The 17,580-nt window shown below is 64.0% G+C and carries 14 protein-coding genes; 11 read left to right on the forward strand and 3 right to left on the reverse strand.

The window, feature by feature from the left end:
* Window positions 1–29 precede the first annotated feature (29 nt).
* Genes Q0O95_RS01905 through Q0O95_RS01915 form a run of 3 tightly spaced genes read left to right on the forward strand, consistent with a single transcriptional unit; the run spans window position 30 to window position 5,292 of the window.
* Window positions 30–3,440: a pyruvate carboxylase gene (locus Q0O95_RS01905; protein ID WP_293694771.1), complete on the forward strand. Its 3,411-nt coding sequence runs from the start codon at window positions 30–32 to the stop codon at window positions 3,438–3,440.
* Window positions 3,440–4,804 carry an FAD-dependent oxidoreductase gene (locus Q0O95_RS01910; RefSeq protein ID WP_293694773.1) on the forward strand — a complete coding sequence of 455 codons (1,365 nt, stop codon included), beginning with the start codon at window positions 3,440–3,442 and terminating at the stop codon, window positions 4,802–4,804. The genes Q0O95_RS01905 and Q0O95_RS01910 overlap by 1 nt, the downstream gene beginning before the upstream one ends.
* Window positions 4,801–5,292 (forward strand): peptide deformylase, encoded by a 492-nt coding sequence (locus Q0O95_RS01915; protein WP_293694775.1) that lies wholly within the window; start codon window positions 4,801–4,803, stop codon window positions 5,290–5,292. The genes Q0O95_RS01910 and Q0O95_RS01915 overlap by 4 nt, the downstream gene beginning before the upstream one ends.
* Before the next feature lie 12 nt (window positions 5,293–5,304).
* On the opposite strand, the gene Q0O95_RS01920 is transcribed toward Q0O95_RS01915, so the two are convergent.
* Entirely contained in the window at window positions 5,305–7,134 is a 1,830-nt protein-coding gene (locus Q0O95_RS01920) for a long-chain fatty acid--CoA ligase (protein ID WP_293694776.1), read from the reverse strand.
* 97 nt (window positions 7,135–7,231) lie between these two features.
* Between Q0O95_RS01920 and Q0O95_RS01925 the strand changes: the two genes are divergently transcribed.
* Complete coding sequence (locus Q0O95_RS01925; RefSeq protein ID WP_293694839.1) at window positions 7,232–7,957, forward strand: 1-acyl-sn-glycerol-3-phosphate acyltransferase; 726 nt, start codon at window positions 7,232–7,234, stop codon at window positions 7,955–7,957.
* Window positions 7,958–7,986: 29 nt separating this feature from the next.
* Window positions 7,987–9,351 (forward strand): class II 3-deoxy-7-phosphoheptulonate synthase, encoded by a 1,365-nt coding sequence (locus tag Q0O95_RS01930; RefSeq protein WP_293694778.1) that lies wholly within the window; start codon window positions 7,987–7,989, stop codon window positions 9,349–9,351.
* Between the two features lie 35 nt (window positions 9,352–9,386).
* Here the strand turns inward: Q0O95_RS01930 and pknB are convergent, their stop codons facing one another.
* Window positions 9,387–11,309, reverse strand: a complete 1,923-nt coding sequence (gene pknB / locus Q0O95_RS01935; protein WP_293694780.1) for a Stk1 family PASTA domain-containing Ser/Thr kinase — start codon at window positions 11,307–11,309, stop codon at window positions 9,387–9,389.
* Between the two features lie 3 nt (window positions 11,310–11,312).
* Here pknB and Q0O95_RS01940 point away from each other — a divergent pair, with 3 nt between their 5' ends.
* The gene (locus Q0O95_RS01940) at window positions 11,313–11,705 is read left to right on the forward strand and encodes an Rv2175c family DNA-binding protein (protein ID WP_366516427.1); all 393 of its coding nucleotides are present in this window, start codon (window positions 11,313–11,315) and stop codon (window positions 11,703–11,705) included.
* Between the two features lie 5 nt (window positions 11,706–11,710).
* Here Q0O95_RS01940 and Q0O95_RS01945 read toward each other — a convergent pair whose 3' ends face one another.
* Window positions 11,711–12,823, reverse strand: a complete 1,113-nt coding sequence (locus Q0O95_RS01945) for a polyprenyl synthetase family protein (RefSeq protein WP_293694782.1) — start codon at window positions 12,821–12,823, stop codon at window positions 11,711–11,713.
* An 85-nt stretch (window positions 12,824–12,908) separates the two neighbouring features.
* Between Q0O95_RS01945 and Q0O95_RS01950 the strand changes: the two genes are divergently transcribed.
* The 5 genes from Q0O95_RS01950 to Q0O95_RS01970 all read left to right on the forward strand — a co-directional run bounded on the left by Q0O95_RS01950 (window position 12,909) and on the right by Q0O95_RS01970 (window position 17,580).
* Window positions 12,909–13,271 carry a DUF3040 domain-containing protein gene (locus Q0O95_RS01950; RefSeq protein ID WP_293694784.1) on the forward strand — a complete coding sequence of 121 codons (363 nt, stop codon included), beginning with the start codon at window positions 12,909–12,911 and terminating at the stop codon, window positions 13,269–13,271.
* Window positions 13,272–13,676: 405 nt separating this feature from the next.
* Window positions 13,677–14,108 carry a division/cell wall cluster transcriptional repressor MraZ gene (gene mraZ / locus Q0O95_RS01955; RefSeq protein WP_293694842.1) on the forward strand — a complete coding sequence of 144 codons (432 nt, stop codon included), beginning with the start codon at window positions 13,677–13,679 and terminating at the stop codon, window positions 14,106–14,108.
* 89 nt (window positions 14,109–14,197) lie between these two features.
* A complete protein-coding gene (gene rsmH, locus Q0O95_RS01960) occupies window positions 14,198–15,157 on the forward strand; it encodes a 16S rRNA (cytosine(1402)-N(4))-methyltransferase RsmH (protein ID WP_293694785.1) in 960 nt (319 codons plus the stop codon).
* A complete protein-coding gene (locus tag Q0O95_RS01965) occupies window positions 15,154–15,735 on the forward strand; it encodes a hypothetical protein (protein WP_293694787.1) in 582 nt (193 codons plus the stop codon). Before rsmH ends, Q0O95_RS01965 begins: the two co-directional genes overlap by 4 nt.
* Before the next feature lie 54 nt (window positions 15,736–15,789).
* Window positions 15,790–17,580 (forward strand): penicillin-binding protein 2, encoded by a 1,791-nt coding sequence (locus Q0O95_RS01970; RefSeq protein WP_293694789.1) that lies wholly within the window; start codon window positions 15,790–15,792, stop codon window positions 17,578–17,580.

The raw sequence follows: 17,580 nt of genomic DNA on the forward strand, positions 1-17,580 counted from the left end.
GCGACGTGCACTAAGCAGTGAGGAGCAGCGTGTTCGAGAAAATCCTGGTAGCGAACCGAGGCGAGATCGCCATCCGTGCGTTTCGTGCAGCCAATGAACTGGGCATCAAAACGGTGGCCGTGTTCGCCCACGAAGACCGCTATTCCCTGCATCTGCAGAAGGCGGACGAGGCCTACCAGTTAGGAGAACCGGGGCACCCGGTTCGGGCCTATCTCGACGTCGACGAGATCATCCGCGTGGCGAAGCTCGCTGGGGCGGACGCGATCTATCCCGGCTACGGATTTCTCTCAGAGAATCCAAAGCTTGCTGCCGCTGCCGCGGAAGCGGGAATCGTGTTCGTCGGCCCTCCAGCACGTGTTTTGGCAATGGCTGGAAACAAGGTCACGGCGAAAGAACACGCGATCAGCGCGGGCGTTCCGGTGCTGCGTTCGACAGAAGCGACGACAGATGTGGATGCGCTGCTGGCAGGTGCCGATGACATCGGCTTCCCCGTCTTCTGCAAAGCGGTCGCGGGAGGAGGCGGTCGCGGCATGCGACTCGTCGAGCGTCGTGAGGAACTCGCGGCCGCGCTCGAAGCAGCGATGCGCGAGGCCGACAGCGCATTCGGCGATGCCACGATGTTCATCGAGCAGGCGGTCGTGCGTCCGCGACACATCGAAGTGCAGATCCTGGCCGACGCCGCCGAGAACACGGTGCACCTGTTCGAACGCGACTGCTCGGTGCAGCGGCGGCACCAGAAGGTCGTCGAGCTCGCACCGGCGCCGAATCTCGGCGACGATGTGCGCGAGGCGCTGTACCGGGATGCCGTCGCGTTCGCCGAGTCGATCGGCTACGTGAATGCGGGCACGGTCGAATTCCTGCTGGAGACGGCCGGCGAGAGGGCCGGTGAGCACGTGTTCATCGAAATGAATCCGCGCATCCAGGTCGAGCACACCGTGACGGAGGAGGTCACGGACGTCGATCTCGTGCAGTCCCAGATCCGAATCGCGGCAGGTGAAAGTCTCGAAGAGCTGGGGTTGACGCAGGACGTCCTGACGTTGCACGGAGCCGCGTTGCAGTGCCGCGTCACGACGGAGAACCCCGCAGACGGGTTTCGCCCTGACACGGGGCGCATCACGGCATACCGCTCGCCGGGCGGCGCCGGAGTGCGTCTCGACGGCGGCACGATCAACCCCGGAGCAGAGATCAGCCCGCACTTCGACTCGATGCTCGCAAAGGTGACCTGCCGCGGACGTGACCTGGAGGCGGCAATCCACCGTGCGCATCGCGCAGTGAGCGAGTTCCGCATCCGCGGTGTCGCTTCGAACATCCCGTTCCTGCTGAATCTGCTCGAGAACGAGCAGTTCCGTGCCGGTGACGTGTCGACGCACTTCATCGACGAGCACCCGGAACTCACGACGATCCAGCCACCGAAAGACCGGGCATCCAAGGTGCTGTCGTGGCTTGCGGACGTCACCGTCAACAAGCCGCACGGTGAGGCGAACGGCGTCATCAACCCCGTTACCAAGTTGCCGGAAATCGATCTGGAAGCTGCAGCACCGGCGGGCGCCAGACAGCGGCTGCAGGTCGTCGGGCCCGCCGCGTTCGCTCAGGAGCTCCGCCACCAGGAGGCCCTCGCCGTCACCGACACGACCTTCCGTGATGCGCACCAGTCACTGCTGGCGACGCGCATCCGCACGAAGGATCTCGAAACGGTCGCCCCGTACGTTTCCAGGATGACGCCGGAACTGTTCAGCGTCGAAGCGTGGGGAGGGGCCACATACGATGTCGCCCTGCGATTCCTCGGTGAAGACCCGTGGGAGCGCCTTGCACGTCTGCGGGAGGCCATGCCCAACCAGAACCTGCAAATGCTGCTGCGCGGACGCAACACGGTCGGGTACACGCCGTACCCGGTCGAGGTGACGAGCGCGTTCGTACACGAAGCTGCGCAGACCGGCATCGACGTCTTCCGCATCTTCGACGCACTCAACGATGTCGAGCAGATGCGCCCGGCCATCGACGCGGTACTCGAAACCGGAACTTCGATTGCCGAGGTAGCGCTCTGCTACTCGGGCGACCTGCTGAACCCGAACGAGGACCTGTACACCCTCGACTACTACTTGAGACTTGCCGAGCGGATCGTTGCAGGCGGGGCGCACATCCTCGCCATCAAGGACATGGCAGGGCTGCTGCGAGCGGGAGCCGCTTCGAAGCTCGTCGCTGCGCTGCGCAGCAGGTTCGACCTGCCCGTGCACCTGCACACGCACGACACGGCCGGCGGACAGCTCGCGACCCTGCTCGCGGCGGCCGAAGCGGGCGTCGACGCGGTCGACGTAGCGAGTGCGGCGATGTCGGGCACGACGAGCCAGCCGTCCCTGAGCGCACTCGTCGCAGCCGTCGCGAACACGCCTCGCGACACGGGGCTCGACCTCGCGGCGGTCGGGGAGTTGGAGCCCTACTGGGAGGCCGTTCGCAGGCTCTACCGCCCGTTCGAGTCCGGCCTGCCCGCACCGACCGGCCGCGTGTACCACCACGAGATTCCGGGCGGTCAGCTCTCGAATCTCCGTCAGCAGGCGATAGCACTCGGGCTTGCCGACCGCTTCGAAGACATCGAGAACTGGTACGCCGAAGCCTCGCGCATCCTCGGCCGGCCGACCAAGGTGACGCCTTCATCGAAGGTCGTCGGGGATCTTGCGCTGCAGCTCGTCGCGCAGGGTGTCGACCCCGCCGAGTTCGAAGCCGACCCCGGGAAGTTCGATATTCCCGACTCGGTCATCTCGTTCATGGCGGGCGAGCTCGGCGATCTGCCGGGCGGATGGCCCGAGCCGTTCCGCTCGAAGGTGCTGGAGGGGCGTACCGTGAAGTCTTCCATGCAGGAGCTCACCGACGAACAGAGCGCACGCCTGCGCGAGCCGGGCCAGGATCGTCAAGACGCGCTCAACGAGCTGCTCTTCCCCGGGCCAACCGGTGACTTCAAGAAGACGGTCGAGGCGTACGGAGACCTGTCCGTCGTCGACACGATCGACTACCTCTACGGGATCCAGCAGGGCGACGAGCACTCGGTCGGCATCGGCAAGGGCGTCACGCTGAGGGTCGGGCTCGAAGCCATGGGGCAGCCGGATGAAAGCGGCATGGTGACGGTTATGACCGTGCTCAACGGCCAGTTGCGCCCCGTGTACGTACGCGACCGATCCGTCAAGGTCGTGGAGGAATCGACGGAGCACGCTGACCCGTCGATTCCCGGTCACGTACCCGCTCCTTTCGCTGGGGCCGTCACCGTGCAGGTCGAGCAGGGCGACGCAGTCGGAGTCGGCGACACGGTCGCTACGATCGAGGCGATGAAGATGGAGGCCGCGATCACGGCCCAGGTCGCCGGTATTGTCGAACGGCTTGCGATAACCGGTACGAGGCAGGTCGAGGCAGGCGACCTGATCGCCGTCATCGCGGAGGGGGAGAAGTAATGCCACACGTCGAGCTCGCCGTTCTCGGGGCCGGTAGCGGCAACACAGTGCCCGGAAAGGCCTGGAAGGGGAGAGACGTAGCGCTCTTCGACGACGGCGAATGGTTCGGGGGCACCTGTCTGAACGCAGGTTGCATCCCGACCAAGATGTTCGTGCGCGTCGCCGATATCGTGCTCGAGGCGCAGCACACCGGGCTCGGGCTCGACGGCAGTGTTCCGCATCCCGACTGGCGTGCGGTGCAGGATCGCATTCTCGGCCGCATTAACGAGGTCTCGCTCTCCGGAGAGGCCTGGCGCGACAAGACGACGCGCCTGGTCCGTGAGACGAGCGCGCTGACCGGCGACCGCACGATCGTCACGGCATCCGGTGAAGAGTTCACGGCCGATCGTGTCGTACTGGCAGCGGGATCGCGGCCGCGCCCGCTCACGTGCGATCACGACCCGCGCGACATCCTCACGAGCGACTCCGTCATGCGCATCGATGAACTGCCGTCATCGATGCTGATCATCGGAGCGGGTGCCGTCGCCATCGAGTTCGCCCACGTGTTCGCCGGGTTCGGCACAGACGTGACCATCGCGAGCAGAAGTTCACGTGTGCTGGGCGCCTACGACGACCTTGTGAGTGAACGCTTCACGGAGCTCGCCGGCGACCGCTACCGGCTGATTACGAACGCCTCGCCCGTATCCGTCGAACGGCACGGAGATGTGCTGCGCACCCGCTTCGACAATGGCGAAACGGTCGAGTCTGCGGTCGTGCTGAACGCTTCGGGGCGCATCCCGAACACGGATCGCATCGGCGCCGACCGCTTCGATACCGACGAGTCGAACCGCGTCGTCACCGACGATCGGATGCGCGTGCTGCATGATGGCACTCCCGTTGAGGGGGTCTACGCGCTGGGGGACATCACGAGTCACTTCGGGCTCAAGCACGTCGCCAACCATCAGGCGCGCGTTGTCGAGGCGCAGCTCGCGGGTCGGGATGAACGCGACAGGTTGCAGCCCGTGCCGGGAGCACTCTTCGCGGGGCCGGAGGTGGCGCACTTCGGGCTAGAGGCCCGCAATGCTCCTGCGGATGCCGTCGTCGTGACGCAGGAGTACGGATCCACCGCATACGGCTGGGCGTTGGAGGATACGACATCCTTCGTGCGCCTCATCGTCGGTCGTGACGGGGCACTGCTGGGAGCTCACATTCTCGGGCCACAGGCGAGCATTCTGCTGCAGCCACTCGTGCAGGCGGCGTCCTACGGGCAAACGGTGCACGGGCTCGCCCGCGGTCAATACTGGCCGCATCCCGCGCTGACGGAAGTCGTCGAGAACGCGTTGCTGCAGGCAGAAGAGGCTCTCGCGGCAGAAGGAACGGCATGAGCGTTCGTGAGATCCGCGTGTTCGGCGACCCCGTACTGCGTTCGGTGTCCGAGGAGGCGCGACTCGATGACCCGGCGCTTGCCGATCTCGTGACCGACCTGCTCGATACTGTGCAACTGCCCGGTCGCGCGGGCGTTGCGGCGCCGCAGATAGGAGTCGGCGTTCGCGCTTTCAGCTACCTGGTCGAAAATCGTCTCGGTTACGTGCTGAATCCGCGCCTCGTAGAAACTCGCGGCGAGCCGGAGCCCATCGACGAAGGCTGCCTTTCGGTGCCGGACTTGGGGTTCATGACCCCGAGATATCCGTGGGCGCGAGTCGAAGGCACCGATCTCGACGGCAATCGTGTCGAGCTTGAGGGCGAGGGAGTGTTCGCGCAGATGCTGCAGCACGAGTGCGCACACCTCGACGGTCGGCTCTACATCATGGAACTCGACAAGGAGACCAGGATGCGCGCTATGGAGGCCATTCGCAACGCACCCTGGTTCTAGGGTTGCGGGCGATCAGCCCATGCTGATGCCCGCAGGGGTCTCCTTGTCGTACATCGCTTCGATCTGCTCCGCGAAATCGGCCACGACGTTGGCGCGCTTGATAGACATCTTGGGCGTCAGGTGCCCCGAGGCTTCCGTGAAGACGTCCGGCAGGATGACGAAGCGACGAACGGACTCGGCTCGAGACACCGCCTGGTTGCCGCGGTTGACCGCAGCCTTCAATTCGTCGATGATCCTTTCGTGAGTCATCGCGTCTTCTATGCTCATGTTCTCGTCCATGCCGTTGTTCGCGAGCCACTTCGGCAGCATTTCGCGATCCAGCGTGACGAGCGCCGAAACGTACGGCTTCTGCTCACCGACGACGACGACCTGATCGACGAGAAGATTCGCGCGGATCGGGTCCTCGATCTGCGTCGGTGAAACGTTCTTGCCGCCCGCAGTGATGATGAGTTCTTTCTTGCGGCCCGTGATCTTCAGGTATCCCTCGCTGTCGATCTCGCCGAGGTCTCCCGTCTTGAACCAGCCGTCGTCCGTGAAGACCTTCTGCGTCTCCTCGGCGTTATTCCAGTACTCCTTGAAGACCGGAATGCCGTTGGCCTCGACCTCGCCGTCCTCTGCAATGCGGAGCCCCGTGCCGGGGAGCGCAGGTCCGACCGTGCCGATCTTGAAGTTGCCGGGCACGTTCACCGAGACCGGGGCCGTGGTTTCGGTGAGGCCGTAGCCTTCGAGGATACGGATGCCCAGCGAGCGATAGAAATGCCCCAGGAACAGACCGAGCGGTGCTGAGCCGGAAACCGCGTACTTGACGCGTCCTCCCATGGCCTTCTTGAGCTTGCCGTAGACGAGAATGTCGAAGAGCTTGAAACGCATCTTCAGGCCGAACGGAACCTTGCCCGCATCGAGGGCCTTCGAGTGCTCGACCGCGACGTGGGCGGCCTTGCGGAAGATCTTGTCCTTGCCGCCTGCAGCTGCCTTCTGCTCTGAAACGTTGTAGACCTTCTCGAATACGCGAGGCACGGCAAGCAGGAAGGTCGGCTGGAAGGTGCCCAGCGATTCCACGAGTTTCGTCGTGTCGGGCTGGTGCCCGACCTTGACACCCGAGTGCACTGCGAGCACCGAGATGAACCGGGCGAAGACGTGGGCGAGGGTAACGAAAAGCAACGTTGAGGCGCCCGGCTCGACGACCTCTTTCAGGTCGACTGCTGCGTTGCGGGAGAGTTCTACGAAATTCGCGTGCGTGAGCACGACGCCCTTCGGCCGCCCTGTTGAACCGGAGGTGTAGATGATCGTACCGATATCGGTGCTGACCGCCTTCGTGCGGCGTCGCTCGACCTCATCGTCGGTGACGTCCGCGCCGAGCTCGGCGAGGTCGTCCAACCCGCCGTTCTCGATGATCCATGGCTCGTGCCGGATGTTCGCGACGCTTGCTTCCGGGATGTCGCTGTAGCGGCCGGAGAGCTCGTCGTTCTCGACGATGACCCACTGCGTGTCGCCGTCGGTGATGATCCACTCCATCTGGGAAGGGGAGCTGGTCTCGTAGATCGGCACCATGATCGCACCGGCGTAATGAATCGCGAAGTCGACGACGCTCCACTCGTAGCGAACCTTGCTCATGAGGCTGACGTGGTCTCCGGGCTGCACGCCGGCGGCGATCAAGCCTTTTGCAACCGCGATAACCCGCTGCTCGAACTCCGCGCTGGTGATGTCACGCCATCCATCGCCTTCAGGCACGGCAAAGAGCGGGGCGTTGGGCGACTGTTCTACACGAATCCTCAGCAGATCGGCAATGTTGGCGTTCGGATCGGCTTTCACCACGGCTGGGCGGACGTCCTTGTCAGACACGAGTGCTCCTTTGCGCTTGAGGGGTTGTTAATAATCCTAGTGTGCTTAACGGTGCGTCATGTACCGGGCGCTACGCTTTACTGCGGGAGGTAACCACTTGTTCTACTGGCTCTTGAAGCACGGCATCGTCGGACCGTACTTCGACACCGTGTTTCGGCCATGGGTTGTCGGAGAAGAGAATATTCCGAAGAGCGGCCCCGTGATCATCGCGGGCAATCACCTGAGCGTCATCGATTCGTTCGTCGCTCCGCTCGTGATGGAACGGCGCGTCTACTACCTCGCCAAGTCCGACTACTTCACCGGTCGCGGCATTACCGGCAAGTTCACGAAGTGGTTCATGCAGGGAGTTGGGCAGCTGCCCATCGACCGCTCGGGTGGCAAGGCGAGCGAAGCGAGCCTCAATACGGCGCTGAAGGTGCTGGGGAGGGGTGACGTGCTCGGCATCTATCCCGAGGGAACTCGCAGCCCCGACGGCAAACTGTACAGGGGTCGAACCGGCGTCGCGCGCATGGTGCTTGAAGGACAGGTCCCGGTTGTTCCGTGCGTCGTCATCGACACCGAACGTGTCATGCCACCGGGGCAGCGACTCCCGAGGGCGGCGCGCATGGGCGTGATCTACGGCAAGCCGCTCGACTTCTCGCGCTACTACGGAATGACGGGGGATCGATTCATTCTGCGCTCGATAACCGACGAGATCATGTACGAGATCAACCGCCTCGGCGAGCAGGAGTACGTCGACGTGTACGCGACGAGCGTAAAGGCGAAGGTCGAGGCCGAGCGTAACGCGGCGAAACGGTCACGTAAGCGCTCCAGACGCCGATAGGATAGGCGGTTGGAGAGGAGTACAACACAATGAGCGATTTCCAGGCCGTCACCCATACTTCGAGCACAGTAGCGGGCCTCGACGCCTATCGCGACCTCCCCATCAAGCAGCAGCCTGCCTGGCCCGACGCAGCAGCAGTAGAAGCGGTTCGCAACGAGCTCTCGACGCAGCCGCCGCTCGTGTTCGCCGGTGAGGTCGACAGACTTCGTTCCAGGCTCGCGGAAGCCGCAGAGGGCAACGCATTCGTGCTGCAGGGCGGCGACTGCGCGGAGACCTTCGCAGCAGCCACGGCTGACAACATCCGCAACCGGGTCAAGACGATCCTGCAGATGGCGATCGTCCTCACGTACGGCGCCGCGATGCCGGTTGTGAAGATGGGCCGTATGGCCGGCCAGTTCGCGAAGCCGCGCTCGAGCGATTCGGAAACTCGCGGCGACGTCACGCTGCCGGCATACCGGGGTGATGTCGTCAACGGATTCGACTTCACGGAGGAGTCGCGCACAGCGAACCCGCGACGCATCCTGGACGGTTACCACATGGCCGCCTCGACGCTGAACCTCGTGCGTTCCTTCACGAACGGTGGTTTCGCCGACATCCGCGAGGTGCACCAGTGGAACCGCGGATTCGCGGCCACGACCGCGTTTGAACGGTACGAAGCGCTGGCGGGCGAGATCGAGCGCGCACTGCGGTTCATGGAGGCCACCGGCACCGACTTCAAGAACATGAAGACGGTGGAGTTCTTCACCGGCCACGAGGGCCTGCTCATGGATTACGAACGGCCCATGACCCGCATCGACTCGCGCACGGGCCTCGCCTACAACACGTCGAGTCACTTCCAGTGGATCGGCGAGCGCACTCGTGAACTTGACGGAGCGCACGTCGACTTCTTCTCGCGCATCCGGAATCCGATCGGCGTGAAGCTCGGGCCGTCCACGACGCCCGAGACGATGAAGGCGCTCGTCGACAAGCTCGACCCAGAGCGCGAGCCCGGTCGTCTCACGTTCATCACGCGGATGGGCGCGGGTCGCATCCGTGATGTCCTCCCCGGTCTGCTGGAAGCGTCGAAGGATCTCGATTCGAAGCCGCTGTGGATCACCGACCCCATGCACGGTAACGGGATCACGACTGCGAACGGGTTCAAGTCCCGTCGCTTCGACGATGTCATCGACGAGGTGCGCGGCTTCTTCGAGGCCCACCGCGAGGCGGGGACGTTCCCGGGCGGTGTGCACGTCGAGCTCACGGGCGACGACGTGACCGAGTGCCTCGGCGGGGCTGAGCGCATCGAGGAGCTCGACCTCGAGAACCGCTACGAGTCGCTCTGCGACCCCCGCCTGAACCACAGGCAGTCACTCGAGCTCGCCTTCCTCGTGGCCGAGGAGCTGCGCGCGCTGTAGCGGCGCGACGAGAGGGGGCCCTGCGCGGCCCCTTCTCAGTGCTCGCCGACGACCGTAATGGTGGAGCCCTCAGGAACTTCGGTACCGATCTCGGGGTCGGTGCTTTCGACGCCGAACGCGCCCCACAGCCGTCTGACCTGAATGTCGGTTTCCGGCACGACGTCGAAGCCCAGATCCTCCAGCTCGGTGATTGCTTCCTGGAACGTCATATCCGAGACGTCGGGTATTTCGATCAGCGGGGGACCGAGCGAGATCACGAGCGTCACCGTGTCGCCTTCCCGAACCGGATTGTCCGGGACCTGCACTTCTATGACGTCGCCCTCATCGACATCGCGACTGTGCTCGGTATCGATCGAGACTTCGAGATTGACGTCGTGCAGTGCGGATGTCGCTTCTTCCTGCGACTGGCCGGCCTGGGCGGGAATCCCTCCGAGGGAGAGGATGTAGCCCATCGCGGTGCGCTCTTCTATCTCGGTCTCGGGCTCGAACGTCTCGCCTTCTTCGAGCATGCCGACGACGACGGAGCCGCGCTCGACGTCTCGGTTGAACCGTCTGTCGACGAGGTCATCGTCGAAGACGAAGCCGGCGTCCTCGATCGCAGTCTGCGCCTGATCTTCCTGCATACCGACGATGTTGGGGGCAGGAAGATCCTGACGACCGGCGGACACAACGAGCGTGACGACTTCGTCCTTCGGGATGCTCGAACCCGCACCCGGACGCATTTCGAGCACTTCGCCCGCCGGAACATCGTAGTTCGGTTCGTCCTCACGCAAGGGGGTCGATTCGAGGCCCGCGTCGGCGAGCATCTCGACGGCCTGCTCGTACGTGGCTCCCGTGGTCTCCGGCAGATCGATGCGGGCTCCTGGCCCGATACTGAGCCACCAGCCGGTAATGCCCAGAGTGACAGCGATGACGAGTGTCGCAGCGAGCCAGACGAGTCCGCGCCGACGCCGAGCGGTCGTCTTCCTCACCAAAGTCCCGGGAGCACCGCTGACGGGTCCCGGTTCTTCCGTGGTTCCTATTACGGCAGGCGCTTCCGCTGTGCTCGCCCGCTCGACGGCTCGCGTCGTCGCCTGTGTATCCGTCGCCAGCAACAGCGTCTGCTGCTGCTCGGTTATGCCACCACTGCGAACATCCTGCACGTGCTTCAGGAATTCTCCGGCGTCGGAGGGGCGCAGCTCGGGGTCGCGCTGCGTCGCCCACTCCACGATGAGATCCAGAGAGCGGGGGATGCCCGGCTCGATCGTCGACGGCGCGGGCACTTGCTCGTTCGCGTGCTGGTACGCGATCTGCATCGGCTGCTCTCCCGTGAAGGGCTGCTTGCCCGTCAGCATCTCGAAGAGCATGATGCCGACCGCGTAGATGTCGCTGCGCTTGTCGGCTTGCCCGCGTGTCACGAGTTCGGGGGAGAGGTAGGCGATCGTGCCCAGCAGCGCCTTGCCCGTTGCCGTGTTCGCCGAGGCCGCGCGAGCGAGCCCGAAGTCGCCGATCTTGATGCGGCCGTCGTTGGCCAGCAGGATGTTCTCCGGCTTGATGTCGCGGTGAACGAGGTCCGCCTTGTGCGCAGCCGCGAGCCCCGCAAGAACGGCTTCCGTCACCTGCAGCGATTGCTTGGGGGTGAGCGCACCGTGTTTCAGCAGGTAGTCGCGCAGCGTCATCGACGGGACGTACTCCATCGCGAGGTAAGCGACATCCCCCTGGGTTCCCTGGTCGAAGACACTGACCAGATTGGGGTGTGTGAGCCGCGCCGCGGCCTTCGCCTCCTGGATGAAGCGGTCGCGGAAATCCTCGTCGTCCGCAAGGTGCGGATGCATGACTTTCAGCGCGATCGTGCGTTCGAGACGCTCGTCGGTCGCCGCGTACACGGTCGCCATCCCGCCACGCGCGACGCGCTTCGACACCGTGTACCGATGGTCGATGAGTCGACCGATCAGCGGATCACGGATGTCTTGAGTCACGTCATGAGTGTAGGCGACGTCGCCTTGGCCTGCGCTGAGGGCACACCGTGGCACAATGAGATGGTGACGACCGAGCGCAACTGGCTGACACTGCAAGACATCGGCGAGCGGACAGGATTGCCGCGTGGCAGGCTGCGTCGTCTCGTCGAAGATCACGTGCTTCCTGCTGTACGGCGGAACGGGCAATTGTCGGTTCCGGAAGCGTTTCTCGACGGTGACGAGCCGCGTAACGACATCCGCGGCACCTTCGTGCTCCTGCTGGATGCGGGGTTCGAGAACGACGAAGCTATCAGGTGGTTGCTCGAGACGGAGGAGTCGCTCGGTGCCGCCCCCATCGACGCGCTCGCCGCCGGCCGCAAAGCCGAAGTCCGCAGGGTCGCCCAGGCGCTCGCCTAAGAACGCTACCTGGCGCGATCGGTAACGCTGCTGGCAAGCCGCTCGAGCTCCAAAACGCTCGAGCGGGAGAACTCTCCTTCGTGCAGCGACTCGAGCGCTTGACCGACAGCGCGTTCGATCATGTGCTCGACGCGCTCAACCGCGCCAGAGGATCGAATCGCGTCCTGCAGCATCGAGATCTGCCTGTCATCGAGCGAGTCATCGCCCAATAGTTCGTCGAGCAACACCCGAACGTTTGCGGGCAGCTTTCTCCTTGCGATCTCGACCAGGACGGTGCGCTTGCCTTCACGCAGATCGTCGCCGGCGGGCTTGCCGGTGACGGACGGATCGCCGAATACGCCCAGCAGGTCGTCGCGCATCTGGAAGGCGACGCCGATCGGGAGACCGTAGCCGGACAACGCGCGCAACTGTTCCTCACTGGCACCTGCGATCGTCGCTCCCAGTAGCAGTGGCTCCATGACCGAGTACTTCGCCGACTTGTGAATCGCGACCGTCTGGGCGTGCTGCAGCAGCTCGGCGGGATCCTGGCGGATCCACGCGACCTCCTCCAGAACATCGAGGAACTGGCCTAGTGTGACCTCCTCGCGCATCCGCCTGTACACGTCGTGCGCGGCATCTCCGTGCTCGAGTTCCCTCGTCGTGGTGAGCACGAGGTCATCGGCCCAGTTCAGGAGCAGATCTCCCAGCAGGATCGCGGCGGAGCGTGACCAACGTCCCGCGTCACCGACCCATTCGGACTCACGGTGCAGCTGTTCGAAGGCTCTGTGCGTCGAGGGTCGGCCGCGCCTCGTATCGGAGTCATCGATGATGTCGTCGTGCACAAGAGCCGCAGCATGAAACAGCTCGATGGCGGCGGCGACGCTCACGATTCCGGGAAATCCCGGGTCGATTTCGCTGCCGGCCGTGTGGTCGGCCTCTTCGCGAGCGGCGACAACCGACTGCCATCCCCAATACACGAATCCGGCACGAACCCGTTTACCTCCTCGGAGGAGTGCATGGGCCTCCTCGCTGAGAATGCCGAGCGCGGGGGAAATCTCCGCGCTTGCGGTGCTGCGCTGTCGTATGAACTCGGCGAGCGCTGCATTGACGCGCTTGGAAAACCGGTTAGTGCTGGACACCCTATGAGTCTACGTGGGCGTATGCACTGTGCGGGCCACGGGGGTATCATGGAAGTAGCAGGACACCCGAGCGATTGGAAGTTGGATGCCACTGTCAGAAGAGGAACAGCGCCTACTCGATGAGATGGAGCGCAACCTCTACAAGAAGGAGGCCGACACGGTATCCGTGTCGTCTGGCCCCCGCACGGTCGATTACACGCGAGTCGCGATCGGCCTTCTGCTTGCGGTTGCCGGCCTCGGCATCATCATCGTCGGCGTAGCCATGAAGCTCATGTTCATCGGCGTTATCGGATTCGCGGCCTCCGTCGCGGGCATCCTCGTGATGATGAGCGCCTCCAAGCCCGCCGATGCGGCCAAGAAGGGCTCCGGGAAGCCGAAGCAGCAGGGTGACAAACCATCGTTCATGGACAAGATGAGCCAGGAGTGGGACAAGCGGCAAGAACGTTAGTTCAGTCCGCTCCACTTCGCTCCACAACGTAAACACGTAAGGCCGGTTCTTCGGAACCGGCCTTTTTCGTGCCCGCGGGTGTAATCCTCCACGGCCCTCCACGTGACTAGCCCGCTGCGCGAGCGCTCGATGCTTCGACAAGAAGCCCCGTTGTGCACGCTTGTCAACTTCTCGGTCGCCTGGCGTTGAAAACTCGTTGTCACGGCGTGTCGTCGCCCAGCGACCGAGAAGCTTTCACGCCAACGGAGACGTGAGAGCATCAGGCTTGGTCGGTTCACGGGATAACCCTCCACCAGTGTTTTCCTGGCAAAAGCCCATGAATTAACGCACATTTCTACCAAGCGGGGAAGAAAGTGGAGTAAAGTGGTGGAAATCGGATCGGCTGCAAGCGGAAGGGAGGCTGCGATGTTCCTCGGCACGCACTCTCCGAAGCTCGACGACAAGGGCCGCATCATCCTTCCCGCCAAGTTCCGCGACCAGCTCGGCTCGGGCATCGTGCTCACCCGCGGGCAGGAGCGCTGCATCTACGTCTTCAGCGCGGTTGAATTCGAACGGGTGCACGAGCGCATCCGGCAGGCGCCCATGACGAGTGCGGGAGCACGCGACTTTCTGCGCCTCTTCCTATCCGGCGCTTCCAGCGAGTCGCCCGATTCGCAGCACCGCATCTCGATTCCCGCCAACCTGCGCGATTACGCGGGGCTGGCCAAGGAGCTCACGGTCATCGGCGTGGGCGACAGGGCTGAGATCTGGGACACCGAGACCTGGAACTCGTACTACACCGAGCGCGAGAGCGCATTCGCATCGCAGACCGAGGAGGTGATCCCCGGCGTGTTCTGACCCCGGATTGTGACCCTCAGCTGCGTCGTGAAGCATCTTCCCCAGCGGCACGGCGCGGATGAGGATCAGGATTCGGGAAGCCGGTTCTTATGGCAACCAGTGACCTGCACACACCAGTCATGCTCGATCGCTGCATCGAGCTCCTCGCTCCCGCGATCTCTCGCCCGGGCGCCATCGCGATCGATGCCACGCTCGGGATGGGCGGGCACTCGGAGGCGATGCTCGAGCGGTTCGAGGGCTTGCAACTGATCGGTATCGATCGCGACCCGGATGCGATTCGCCTCGCGGGCGAACGGCTCGGGCGCTTCGGCGACCGTGTCACGCTCGTGCACGCGGTATACGACGAACTCGATCACGCACTGCAGAGCGCAGGCATCGAATCGGTCGAAGGCATCCTCTTTGACCTCGGTGTCTCGTCCCTGCAGCTCGACGAAGCCGATCGAGGATTCGCCTACGCGAAGGACGCACCGCTCGATATGCGCATGGATCAGACGGGCGAGCTGACAGCAGAACGCATCATCTCCGACTGGAGCGCTGCCGAACTCGCCAGGATCTTCCGCGATTACGGTGACGAACGACTCGCTCTGCGCTACGCCCAGCACATCGTGGCGGCTCGGCAGGAGTCTCCTGTCGACTCGAGCGCGAAGCTCGTCGATATCCTGCAGGATGCGACGCCCGCCAGGCTCAAGAACGCCGGGCATCCTGCCAAGCGCGTGTTCCAGGCGCTGCGAATCGCAGTCAATCGCGAGCTCGAAGTGCTCGAAACAGCGCTTCCGGCAGCGCTCGAGGCGTTGGCCGTCGATGGTCGCATCGTCGTCATGTCGTACCAATCGCACGAGGACCGCATGGTGAAGCGCGTGCTTCGCGACGCGACAACGTCGTCGTCTCCCGCGGGCCTACCGGTCGAACTTCCCGAGTACGCGGCAGAGTTCACGCTCCTCACGCGCGGTGCGGAGCGGGCCGCCGGAGAAGAGCAGAGCAGCAATCCGAGATCCATTCCCGCCCGTTTGCGAGCAGCGCAGCGCGTAGGCGTTAGGAGTCGTCGATGAGCACAGCAGTCAAGAAGACGGTCACGCCGCTCGAGCAGCCTGAGTCGCGGCCGAACGAGCGACGTCGGTTCACCGCACTGCCCAGGCTCGCCCCTCGCCGCGGGCCGAAGCTCGTGCACGGTGTCGTTGCGCTCTCGGGCCTCATCGCGATCGTCGTCGCGCAGTTGATCATGTCGGTTGCCCTCTCCGACGGCGCGTACGAGCTGCGCGCGCTGCAGCTCGAGCAGGCACAGGCTGAACGTACCCAGCAGGGGCTGCAAGAACAGGTCATCGCGCTCGAATCTCCGCAGCATCTCGCGATGTCGGCGGAGGCACTGGGGATGGAGAACGGTGATCAGCGCCAGTTCATCGAGCTGTCGACCGGAAGTGTCACGACGGGCCCGGATGCATTGCACGTCGAGAACGGATCCGTCGTCGCCGACGGCTCCCGGCTTGCCGTGCCGAACGAACTCGTGATGTCTGAGAACGAACTGCGTGAAGCGCGCCAGGGTCGGGCCATGGATGACCAGCGACAGCGCGAGTCGGACGGGTATCCGGGCATGCTTCTCCCTGCCGAGGGCGTGGCGAGCCAGGAGTAACGGGAGTTCCGGAGTACCGTCTATCGCGACGTGCACCGAATCGAGAGAGGCGCCATGGCCAAAAGAAGGGCCTTCGATATTCGCAACTCCGTGCGTTTGCGAACCCTTTTCGTGGGCATTTCGATCGCCGCCCTCCTGCTTGTCTTCATCGTCCGTCTCACCGACATCCAGGTCGTGCGCGCCGCTGAACTCAATGAGCAGTCGGATGAGCGGCGCACGCAGACGACGACGCTGTACGGGGCACGTGGCGACATCGTCGACTTCAACGGCGAAACCATGGCGACGAGCGTTGCCCGCTGGGACGTCACGATTTCTCCTCAGTACACCCGCGATGTCGAGCTGGAGGACGGCACCGTCGTCAGCGTGGGGCAGGTCCTGCGAAGTCTCGCGGAGATCACGGGCCAAGACCCGAACGCCATGGCGACGGCCATTCAGAACGAGCTCGAGCGAAACCCCGAGTCCGACTATCTCGTACTGTCAAGCGGCTTGACGGTCGACCAGTTCGAGCAGGTGCGTCTTCTGCGTTCCGACTGGAACCTGCCGTACATGATCCTGCAATCTCGGCCGGAGCGCACGTATCCGCTCGGATCCGTCGGGGGCAACATCCTCGGGTTCGAAGGCTCCGACGGCGAACCGCTCGCGGGCATGGAGCTGATAGAGGATGCGTGCCTTGCGCCCGAGGACGGGAGCCGACTGTTCGAGCAGGCTGCGGACGGGACTGAGATTCCGGGTACGGTGCGTGTCAACGAACTACCGCAGGACGGCGGAACGCTTGAGCTCACGGTGGACAGTGGGCTGCAGTATTCCATGCAGCAGGTGCTGGCGCAGTACACGGAGGACTTCAGCGCTCGCGGAGCGACAGCTATCGTCCTCCGCGCGGACGGCACGATCGCCGCGGTCGCTGAAACGCCCAGCGTCGATCCGAACCATCCGATAGGTGTCGACCCCGACTATCGGGGCTCCCGCAGTTTCACGGAGGCCTACGAGCCAGGGTCCACGTTCAAAACCCTCACGATGGCCGCCATGATCGATCAGGGGATCGCGACGCCGACGGATGAATTCGTCGTACCGTACGAGTACCGGCGCGGAGACGTCTCGCTGCACGATTCGTTCAGGCACCCGGAGATGCGCTGGACTTCGACCGGCATCCTCGTGCATTCCTCGAACGTCGGCATGGTGATGATGGCCGATGATCTCGACCGTGAGGTTCTCTACAACTACCTGGATCTGTTCGGCTTCGGTCAGGTGACGAACGTCGAGTTCCTCGGCGAGCAGGCGGTTCCGCTGAACGATCCCGGTTCGCTCGACCTGCAGACCCGCGCGAACCAGATCTTCGGCCAGGGCATCGCTGTGACGCCCATCCAGATGGCGAGTTCGTTCTTGCCGTTCGCGAATGACGGGATGCGCCCGGCGCTTCGTCTCGTGGAATCGTGCACGACCGCCGACGGCGAAGTCATCGTTCCCGAAGCACCGGATCCCGTGGAGGTGATCGAACCGGAGACAGCGGACTCGCTGCTGGCCATGATGGAACGCGTCGCAACCGGTGGCAGCCGCGACACCGCTGTTATCGAGGGGTACAACGTCGCACTGAAGACGGGAACGGCAGAGGTTGCTCGCGCAGACGGAAGCGGATACGACTCCGACCAGTGGATCATCTCGGCAACGGGAGTCCTGTCTTCCGACAACCCGGAGTACGTGATTCACGTCATGATCGATCGGCCGACGCCGGAAATGCGCACGACGGGAGCCTCGCCGCTCTTTCACGATATTGTGAATCTACTCATCCGCCACTACAGCATTCCACCCAGCTCGGAGGAGCCATCGGACCTGCCGGTGGAGTGGTGA

Source organism: uncultured Agrococcus sp., from assembly GCF_945915485.1.
In the GTDB taxonomy this organism is placed as follows: Bacteria; Actinomycetota; Actinomycetes; order Actinomycetales; family Microbacteriaceae; genus Agrococcus.

Excerpts from the sequence above, each read along its gene's own strand:
- Q0O95_RS01910 (WP_293694773.1), top strand. The coding sequence starts at position 3,440 with ATGCCACACGTCGAGCTCGCCGTTCTCGGGGCCGGTAGCGGCAACACA.
- Q0O95_RS01915 (WP_293694775.1), top strand. The coding sequence starts at position 4,801 with ATGAGCGTTCGTGAGATCCGCGTGTTCGGCGACCCCGTACTGCGTTCG.
- Q0O95_RS01930 (WP_293694778.1), top strand. The coding sequence starts at position 7,987 with ATGAGCGATTTCCAGGCCGTCACCCATACTTCGAGCACAGTAGCGGGC.
- Q0O95_RS01940 (WP_366516427.1), top strand. The coding sequence starts at position 11,313 with ATGAGTGTAGGCGACGTCGCCTTGGCCTGCGCTGAGGGCACACCGTGG.
- Q0O95_RS01950 (WP_293694784.1), top strand. The coding sequence starts at position 12,909 with ATGCCACTGTCAGAAGAGGAACAGCGCCTACTCGATGAGATGGAGCGC.
- mraZ (WP_293694842.1), top strand. The coding sequence starts at position 13,677 with ATGTTCCTCGGCACGCACTCTCCGAAGCTCGACGACAAGGGCCGCATC.
- rsmH (WP_293694785.1), top strand. The coding sequence starts at position 14,198 with ATGGCAACCAGTGACCTGCACACACCAGTCATGCTCGATCGCTGCATC.
- Q0O95_RS01965 (WP_293694787.1), top strand. The coding sequence starts at position 15,154 with ATGAGCACAGCAGTCAAGAAGACGGTCACGCCGCTCGAGCAGCCTGAG.
- Q0O95_RS01970 (WP_293694789.1), top strand. The coding sequence starts at position 15,790 with ATGGCCAAAAGAAGGGCCTTCGATATTCGCAACTCCGTGCGTTTGCGA.